The 7,532-nt window shown below is 64.5% G+C and carries 7 protein-coding genes and 1 pseudogene; 3 read left to right on the forward strand and 5 right to left on the reverse strand.

What is annotated here, in order from left to right:
* Positions 1-807 (reverse strand): ATP phosphoribosyltransferase regulatory subunit (locus tag EN994_RS11070; RefSeq protein ID WP_127307534.1); only part of this gene is annotated, 807 nt, incomplete at its 3' end.
* Positions 808-867: 60 nt separating this feature from the next.
* Positions 868-2,370 (reverse strand): histidine--tRNA ligase, encoded by a 1,503-nt coding sequence (gene hisS, locus EN994_RS11075; protein WP_027160986.1) that lies wholly within the window; start codon positions 2,368-2,370, stop codon positions 868-870.
* Positions 2,371-2,617: 247 nt separating this feature from the next.
* Here hisS and EN994_RS11080 point away from each other — a divergent pair, with 247 nt between their 5' ends.
* On the forward strand, positions 2,618-2,869 hold the full coding sequence (locus EN994_RS11080) for a hypothetical protein (protein ID WP_024502332.1): 252 nt from the start codon (positions 2,618-2,620) through the stop codon (positions 2,867-2,869).
* Positions 2,870-2,871: 2 nt separating this feature from the next.
* Here EN994_RS11080 and EN994_RS11085 read toward each other — a convergent pair whose 3' ends face one another.
* Positions 2,872-3,510 (reverse strand): DNA-3-methyladenine glycosylase I, encoded by a 639-nt coding sequence (locus EN994_RS11085; RefSeq protein ID WP_013530355.1) that lies wholly within the window; start codon positions 3,508-3,510, stop codon positions 2,872-2,874.
* A gap of 213 nt (positions 3,511-3,723) precedes the next feature.
* Here EN994_RS11085 and EN994_RS11090 point away from each other — a divergent pair, with 213 nt between their 5' ends.
* On the forward strand, positions 3,724-4,461 hold the full coding sequence (locus tag EN994_RS11090) for a L,D-transpeptidase (protein ID WP_032808011.1): 738 nt from the start codon (positions 3,724-3,726) through the stop codon (positions 4,459-4,461).
* Positions 4,462-4,721: 260 nt separating this feature from the next.
* Positions 4,722-5,642, forward strand: a complete 921-nt coding sequence (locus tag EN994_RS11095) for a bifunctional 5,10-methylenetetrahydrofolate dehydrogenase/5,10-methenyltetrahydrofolate cyclohydrolase (protein ID WP_027160988.1) — start codon at positions 4,722-4,724, stop codon at positions 5,640-5,642.
* Between the two features lie 12 nt (positions 5,643-5,654).
* On the opposite strand, the gene glcF is transcribed toward EN994_RS11095, so the two are convergent.
* Together glcF and EN994_RS11105 are read right to left on the reverse strand one after the other, a co-directional pair.
* The gene (gene glcF, locus EN994_RS11100) at positions 5,655-6,980 is read right to left on the reverse strand and encodes a glycolate oxidase subunit GlcF (protein WP_063170130.1); all 1,326 of its coding nucleotides are present in this window, start codon (positions 6,978-6,980) and stop codon (positions 5,655-5,657) included.
* 10 nt (positions 6,981-6,990) lie between these two features.
* Positions 6,991-7,532: pseudogene (locus EN994_RS11105) on the reverse strand (2-hydroxy-acid oxidase); the annotation flags it as partial.

Raw genomic sequence — 7,532 nt, forward strand, 5'->3', positions numbered from 1 at the left:
CGCCTGGGCCGCGCGATCTAGCGGAACGTCGATCGCCAGAAAATCCTTCAGCGCGGAAAACGCCTCGCTCGACAGCCGAACGCTGCGCAATTCGGCTTTCTCGATCAGCCGCCGGGCAATGTCGGACGGCGCGCGTCCGGCGGACGCCGACAGGCCGGCCTCTTCCATGCCGCTGGCGATATGGGCGGAAAGACCGTCCAGATCACCGTCGAGGACCAGAGCGGCGACCGGACCCGAGAGCTGGCTGTTGCGCGGCGGGTTGGCAAGATCGGCGAGTGCCGCCTCAAGCATCGGCGACGAGCCGAACGCGCGGGCAAGACGCATGCGCCAGCCGCGCGGCAGGCCAAGGGCGGCCAGCACCGCCTCGAAAATGGTCTGGTCGCCAAGCGTGATCGCCAATGCCTGGCCAGGCAGCACCAGCGACAGCAGCGCATGCGCGTCGGCCACCGAGCGGGCATCCGCTTGCGCGGTATCGCGGTCGCCGAGATCCTCGATGCCGGCCTGGAAGAACTCGTTGCCGCCTTCGCGGCGCTGGCGAAACACCTCGCCCAGATAGGAATAACGGCGCGGCGTGCCGGCCTGCGAACTTATGTGGTCGAGGCAGACCGGAATGGTGAATTCCGGCCGCAGGCAGAGCGTCTGCCCCGTTTCGCTTTCGGTGAGGAAGATCCGGCGGCGCAAATCCTCGCCGGCCATGTCGAGGAACGGGTCCGCCGGCTGCAATATGGCGACCTCGACGGCGTGCGTGTTGCGCGTGGCGAAGAGGTTGGTGATGTCGGTGGAGATGGCGGGGGTGCGGGAGGTCAACTTGCTGACCTCAGTGCTGCACGACCCTCTGGTCCCAAACCAGAGGCGCCAACGCGGCCTCTACTTGCCACGCGCCCTCTCCTCAGCCTGCGCCGCCAATATCTTCCTCACCTCGACGACCAGCTCGCCCTCCGCCACAGTCACCTGTGCCGGGCGCGCCGCGCGCCATTCGGCGTTGTCTGATATTTCGGCCGACATGCGCGCGCCTTCGATCAGGTCCTTGATCTGCAGCTCGCCCTTGGCGCGCTCGTCGCCGCCCTGGATGATGGCGACCGGACAGCCGCGACGGTCGGCATATTTGAGCTGCGCCTTCATGCCGGCGCCGCCGAGATACATTTCGGAACGGATGCCGGCGGCGCGCAGCTCCGCCACCATCTTCTGGTAGCGGCCGAGGCTGTCGGTGTCCTTGTCCATCACCAGCACGACGACCGGCGCAATCACGTCCGAGGCATCAAGCTTGCCGAGGTTCTTCAGCGCGGTCATCAGCCTGGAGACGCCGATGGAAAAACCGGTTGCCGGCACCGGCTCGCCACGGAAGCGCGAGACGAGGCCATCATAGCGCCCGCCGCCACCGACCGAACCGAAGCGCACGATCTGGCCGTCTTCGTTGGGGATTTCGGCCAGAAGCTCGGCTTCGAAGACAGGGCCGGTGTAGTATTCGAGGCCGCGCACGACCGAGCGGTCCATGGCAATCCGGTCTTCGTCATATCCGGCCGCCCTGACCAGCGCTTCAATCGTGGCGAGTTCGCCGACGCCTTCCTGGTAGATCGCGTTCGAACTGACCATGGAATCCTGGCCGGCCTGTATAGTCCTCGCAGTCGCGAGAAGAACCGCCTCGGCTTGCCCGTTGTTCAACCCGGCGCCCTTGGCGAAGTCGCCTTCGCCCTCCTTGCCGCCGTCCCAGCGGCCCGGGCCAAGCAAAAGCTTCACGCCTTCCGGCCCGAGCTTGTCGAGCTTGTCGATCGCACGCAGCACCGTCAGCCGGCGGCCGGCATTCTCCTCGCCGCCAAGGCCGATCGCCTCCAGCACGCCATCCAGCACCTTGCGGTTGTTGACGCGGATGACGTAGTCGCCGCGCTTGATGCCCAGCGCTTCCATGACGTCGGCCATCATCATGGCCATTTCGGCGTCGGCGGCCACACCCGGCGTGCCGATCGTGTCGGCATCGAACTGCATGAACTGGCGGAAGCGGCCGGGGCCGGGCTTCTCGTTGCGGAACACCCAGCCTGAGCGATAGCTGCGGTAAGGTTTTGGCAGCCGCTCGTAATTCTCGGCGACATAACGCGCCGTCGGCGCGGTCAGGTCGTAGCGCAGCGACAGCCACTGGTCGTCGTCATCCTGGAAGGAGAACACGCCTTCGTTCGGCCGGTCCTGGTCGGGGAGGAATTTTCCGAGCGCATCGGTGTATTCGATCAGCGGCTGGTCTGCCGGTTCGAAGCCGTAAAGCTCATAGACCGAGCGGATCGTCGCCATCATCTTCTCGACGGCGCGGATGTCCTCGGCGCTGCGGTCGGCAAAGCCGCGCGGCAGTCGCGCTTTCGTCTTTTCCGATTTATCGGCCATGGGGTGTTTGCTCGGCGTTTTATGATGCTTGCAGGTCGGCAATGTTGCGATTTTCGCAACGCGGGTGTCCTAACCGAAGAGGTCGGATGCGGCAAGGGTCAGACCTCTGGCGCTGCCGATGAGAGAAGGCGACGCCGCACCTCCTTGAAACCAATCCGGACCGCAAATGAAACAATCCCGCCATGCGTGCGGCATCGTGCCGACACAATCGCCGCCGATAAAGCGCGGGAATGAGGGGTTCGCGGCCATGACCAGCACAGCAAGATTCCATGCCATCGACAGCGATGCCGGATTGTCCGCACGCTTGCGCCCGGCCGACATCAACGTCCCGAAAATGGTCAGCCAGGCTGCCGGACCGTTCGAAGTACCCGCCGACACCGGCAAGGGACCATCCATGCGCGACGCGTTGATGACCGGCCTGCTGGTGATCTATCCGACCCTGGCCACGGTGGTGGCGATCGTCGCCGGCCTGGTGCTGGCCAGCGCCAACGGCACCTGAGCCTATTTCGGCCGCCTGAAAGCCTTCCGCTGCTTCTCGACCTCTTGGCGGCAGGCGCAGCCCTCGAGGTGGTCGTTGACCAGGCCCATGGCCTGCATGAAGGCGTAGACCGTGGTCGGGCCGACAAAGCTCCAGCCGCGCTTCTTCAGCTCCTTCGAGATCCGCACCGAGACGGCCGTTGTCGGGTTCGCGCGCAGATGGGCGAGGTCGACGATTTGCGGCCGCTCGTCCTTGCCGGGTTCGAACTTCCAGAACCAGGCGGCCAGTGAGCCGAATTCGTCCACCATTTCGCGGGCGCGCCTGGCGTTGTTGATGGTCGAGACGATCTTGCCGCGATGGCGGATGATGCCGGCATTGCCGAGCAGGCGCTCGACATCCTTGTCGGTGAAGCTTGCTACCTTGTCGAATTCGAAATTGGCGAAGGCTTCGCGAAAATTCTCCCGCTTGCGCAGTATGGTCAGCCACGACAGGCCCGACTGAAAGCCTTCCAGGCAGATCTTTTCGAACAGCCTGCGGTCGTCGGCCACAGGCCGGCCCCATTCATGATCGTGATAGTGCAGATAGTCGGGCAGATTGCCGTGCCAGAAGCAGCGCGCGACACCGTCGGGGCCGGCGAGCAGGCCGGTGTGTTCCTTGTCCATAGGCCAAAATCCGTTCGTTAACGCGCTTTGCGCGGCATTTACTGCGGCTTTACCAGATTCGTGAACCCGGCGGTAACCACACCAAAAGGTTTACTGACAAAGCCGCATTTTACGCATTCCGATTCATGTTTCGGTTGCTGCTTGCGCGCCAATGATCGCCGAACCGGGAGGACGTTTCCACCCGTTTGTATCAGACGATCAAGGTGCGTTACGATGAAGACAGTGTTGTTTCCCGTGCTCGGCGCCGTGGCTGTGTTTGCCGCCGGCGTCACACCCTCAACCGCCGGCGACCGCTATGCCGACAGGCCGCCGGTGATGGTGAGCCCCGACCTTTCCGCACCCTGGGTGCTGCAGCTTGGCCATGCGCCCGGCATCGTGCGCCAGAACCGGCAGGTGGTGCAGCAGCAGCGACGCCTGCGCCCGGCGCAGCCCGACCGGGTGCAGACGGCGGCGGTGCAGCCGCCGGCCAAGCGCATGGTCGCGCGTCCCCAGATCAACCCGATCTACCTGCCGCAGGAAGTCGACTATGACGGAGGCCAGAAGCCGGGCACGATCGTCATCGACACCACGCAGAATTTCCTCTTCCTGGTCGAGAAGAACGGCAAGGCAAGGCGCTATGGCGTCGGCACCGGCAAGCCGGGCTTCGAATGGTCGGGTACGCACAAGATCACCAACAAGCGCGAGTGGCCGGACTGGCGCCCGCCGGCGCAGATGATCAAGCGCGAAGCCGCCAAGGGCCGCTATTTGCCGACCTATCTTGCCGGCGGCATGGAGAACCCGCTTGGTGCCCGTGCGCTCTACCTCGGCACCACCGAATACCGCATCCATGGCACCAACCAGCCGTGGACGATCGGCGGCGCGGTGTCGTCGGGCTGCATCCGCATGCGCAACGAGGACGTCGTCGATCTCTATGAGCGGGTCAATGTCGGAACCACGGTCGAGGTGATATAATAGTCCTTGCGAATCACCTGGCCGGCAAAGCAGTCCGCGTTTCGAGGCCAGTTTAGGGATACGGGGGACGGGCCGTATGGGGATGCGGCCGGTCAGGAAGGGCAGCACGGGAAACCGCGCTGCCCTTTCCGTTTTGAGCAGAAATCGAGGGCAAAAGGCCACCCACGCGTCGCGCAACGGGCATAGCGGTTCGCTTTCATGCTGCCCTTTGCCGCATTCTTTTGCTATCTCGGTGGCAAGTTCCACAAAAGAGTTCACCCATGCCTCTGTCCGAAGACAGCCGTTATCTCAAGGGCGGCCCGGTCGCCCAGCGCATCATCGCCGCCGTTGCCGAGGACGCAGCGATCGCCAAAGCCGAGGGTTTTCCGCCCAAGCTGATCTCGATCACCGTCGGCGACACCGATGCGGTGGACGTCTATGTGCGCAACCAGCGCGCCAAGGCTGAGCTCGCCGGCATCGATTTCGAGGAACGGCGCTTTCCCGCCACCATCACAGCAGGCGAGTTGGAAGCTGCGATCCACGGCCTGAATGCCGATCCGCGCGTTACCGGCATCATCATCCAGCGGCCCGTGCCAGCGCATATCCCCATCAAGACGCTGCAAGCGGCGGTGCATCCGCTGAAGGATGTCGAAGGCATGCATCCGGCCTCGATCGGCAACATCGTCTACAACCAGCTCGATCTCGCGCCTTGCACGGCGGCCGCCTCGGTCGAGCTGCTGAAGGAGACCGGCCTCGACCTCAAGGGACTGGAAGTCGTCATCGTCGGCCATTCGGAAATCGTCGGCAAGCCGATCGCCTTCCTGTTGATGAGCGAAGGCGCGACGGTGACGGTCTGCCACCACATGACGCGATCGGTCGCCGCCCATGCAAGGCGCGCCGATGCGCTGTTCGTTGCCGTCGGCAAGCCGCGGCTGATCAAGGCCGACATGGTCAAGCCGGGCGCTGCCGTCATCGACATCGGCATCAATTCCGAAATCGCCCCCGACGGCTCCAGCCGCATCGTCGGCGACGTCGACACTGAAAGCGTGCGCGAGGTCGCCTCCTGGATCACCCCGGTGCCGGGCGGCGTCGGCCCGATCACGGTCGCCATCCTGCTGCGCAACACCATGGTCGCGCTCAGCCGCCAGCGCGCGCTTTATGAGGCGACCTACGGTACGGCCGACAGGCTTGCGGCGGAGTAAGGACAGGGCGACCTATTCCGCAGCGATCAGGCTTTCTTCCAGAACACCTTCCGGCTTCGGCCCACCATAGGCCCAGTCGAGCAGCTTTATCGTGTGCACCACCGGCATCTTCGCGGCGGAAGCGATTTGCGTGATGCAGCCTATGTTGCCGGTGGCGACGATCGAGGCCCCCGTCGCCTCGATGTTTTTCACCTTGCGGTCGCGCAGTTTGGCCGAGATCTCGGGCTGCAGGATGTTGTAGGTGCCGGCAGAGCCGCAGCAGAGATGCCCTTCGCGCGGCTCGCGCACGATGAAGCCGGCCTTGGCCAGCAGTTCTTTCGGCTGGCGGGTGATCTTCTGGCCGTGCTGCATCGAGCAGGCCGAGTGATAGGCAACGACAGTGCCCGGCTTGCGAACCGGTTCGGGCAGGTCGAGGGTCGAGAGATATTCGGTAACGTCCTTGGCCAGTGCCGAGACGCGTGCGGCCTTGTCGGCATAGGCCGGGTCGAGCCGCAGCATGAAACCGTAGTCCTTGATCGTCGTGCCGCAGCCCGAGGCGGTGATGACGATGGCATCGAGCCCGCCCTGGTCGAGGGCGCGTGTCCAGGCGTCGACATTCTGCCTCGCCGAGGCAAGCGCGGCCTGTTCGCGCCCCATATGATGGACCAGCGCACCACAACAGCCTTCGCCCGGCGGCACCAAGACCTCGACGCCGAGCCGCGTCAGCAGCGAAATCGTCGCCTCGTTGATGGCGGGATCGAGCACCGATTGCGCGCAGCCGGTGAGGATGGCGACACGACCTCTTTTGGTCCCCTGCCCGACATGGATGCCCGGCGAGCCTATCGGCGAAGCTGCCGGGATCGACGCCGGCGCAAGCTTGAGCATCGCACTGAGCGGCTTCAGCGCCGGAACCTTGTCGAACAAGCCTATGAACGGCTTGCCCAGCTTCGCCAGCTTGAGCGCGGCGCGAAAGCGCTGGGGATAGGGCAGTACGAAGGCCAGCATGGCGCGGGTCAGGCGGTCGAGCAGTGGCCGCTTGTAGGTCTCCTGGATATGGGCGCGGGCATGGTCGACCAGATGCATGTAGTTGACGCCCGACGGGCAGGTGCTCATGCAGGCAAGGCACGACAGGCAGCGATCGATATGGGTGACGATCTGCTTGTCGGCCGGACGGCCTTTTTCCAGCATGTCCTTGATCAGGTAGATGCGCCCGCGCGGTGAATCGAGCTCGTTGCCGAGTGTCACATAGGTCGGGCACGTCGCGGTGCAGAAGCCGCAATGCACGCATTTGCGCAGGATCTTTTCCGATTCCGCGACATGCGGATCGGCAAGCTGGGCAAGCGAAAAATTGGTCTGCATCGCTGATGTCCTAGGCCATGCGGCCGGGATTGAAGATATTCTTGGGGTCGAATTCCTGTTTCAGGCGGACCGATAGTGCAGCAAGAGCGGGCGGCTGCGGCTCGAACACCGGTAGAGCGGCGCGATGCGAGGGTGCGGCGCGCACCAGCGTCGCATGGCCGCCGCCATGTTTCCTCAACAGCCCGCGCAGCAGAGCGGCTTCCGGATCGCCCTGTTCCATGCGCAGCCAAACCAGTCCGCCCTGCCAGTCATAAAAGGCGCTGACGGCGGCCTGCATGCGCAGCGTCAGGACCATCTGGTGGCTCTGAGAAGGCGTCATCGAGATGCGCCAGACCGGCTTCTCGCTGCCGTCGGCGAAAGGCCTGCAATCGCGAACGTCGCGCCAGATCAGCCGTGAAACCTCGCCGCCAATCTCCTCCAGCGGGCCGGCATTGCCGAGCAGCGTTTTCAGCGCGGCGATGCGGTAGGCGACCGACGGGCCGAAACCCTCGACGCGCAGCAGCGTGGCAGCCTCGCTGCCGAGACTGCCGCTGGCGACGCGCGCGGCGATCC

Source organism: Mesorhizobium sp. M7A.F.Ca.CA.002.09.1.1, from assembly GCF_003998555.1.
GTDB lineage: Bacteria > Pseudomonadota > Alphaproteobacteria > Rhizobiales > Rhizobiaceae > Mesorhizobium > Mesorhizobium ciceri.

Coding starts and splice junctions, on each gene's coding strand:
- hisS (WP_027160986.1), bottom strand. CDS start 2,370: ATGGCCGATAAATCGGAAAAGACGAAAGCGCGACTGCCGCGCGGCTTT.
- EN994_RS11080 (WP_024502332.1), top strand. CDS start 2,618: ATGACCAGCACAGCAAGATTCCATGCCATCGACAGCGATGCCGGATTG.
- EN994_RS11085 (WP_013530355.1), bottom strand. CDS start 3,510: ATGGACAAGGAACACACCGGCCTGCTCGCCGGCCCCGACGGTGTCGCG.
- EN994_RS11090 (WP_032808011.1), top strand. CDS start 3,724: ATGAAGACAGTGTTGTTTCCCGTGCTCGGCGCCGTGGCTGTGTTTGCC.
- EN994_RS11095 (WP_027160988.1), top strand. CDS start 4,722: ATGCCTCTGTCCGAAGACAGCCGTTATCTCAAGGGCGGCCCGGTCGCC.
- glcF (WP_063170130.1), bottom strand. CDS start 6,980: ATGCAGACCAATTTTTCGCTTGCCCAGCTTGCCGATCCGCATGTCGCG.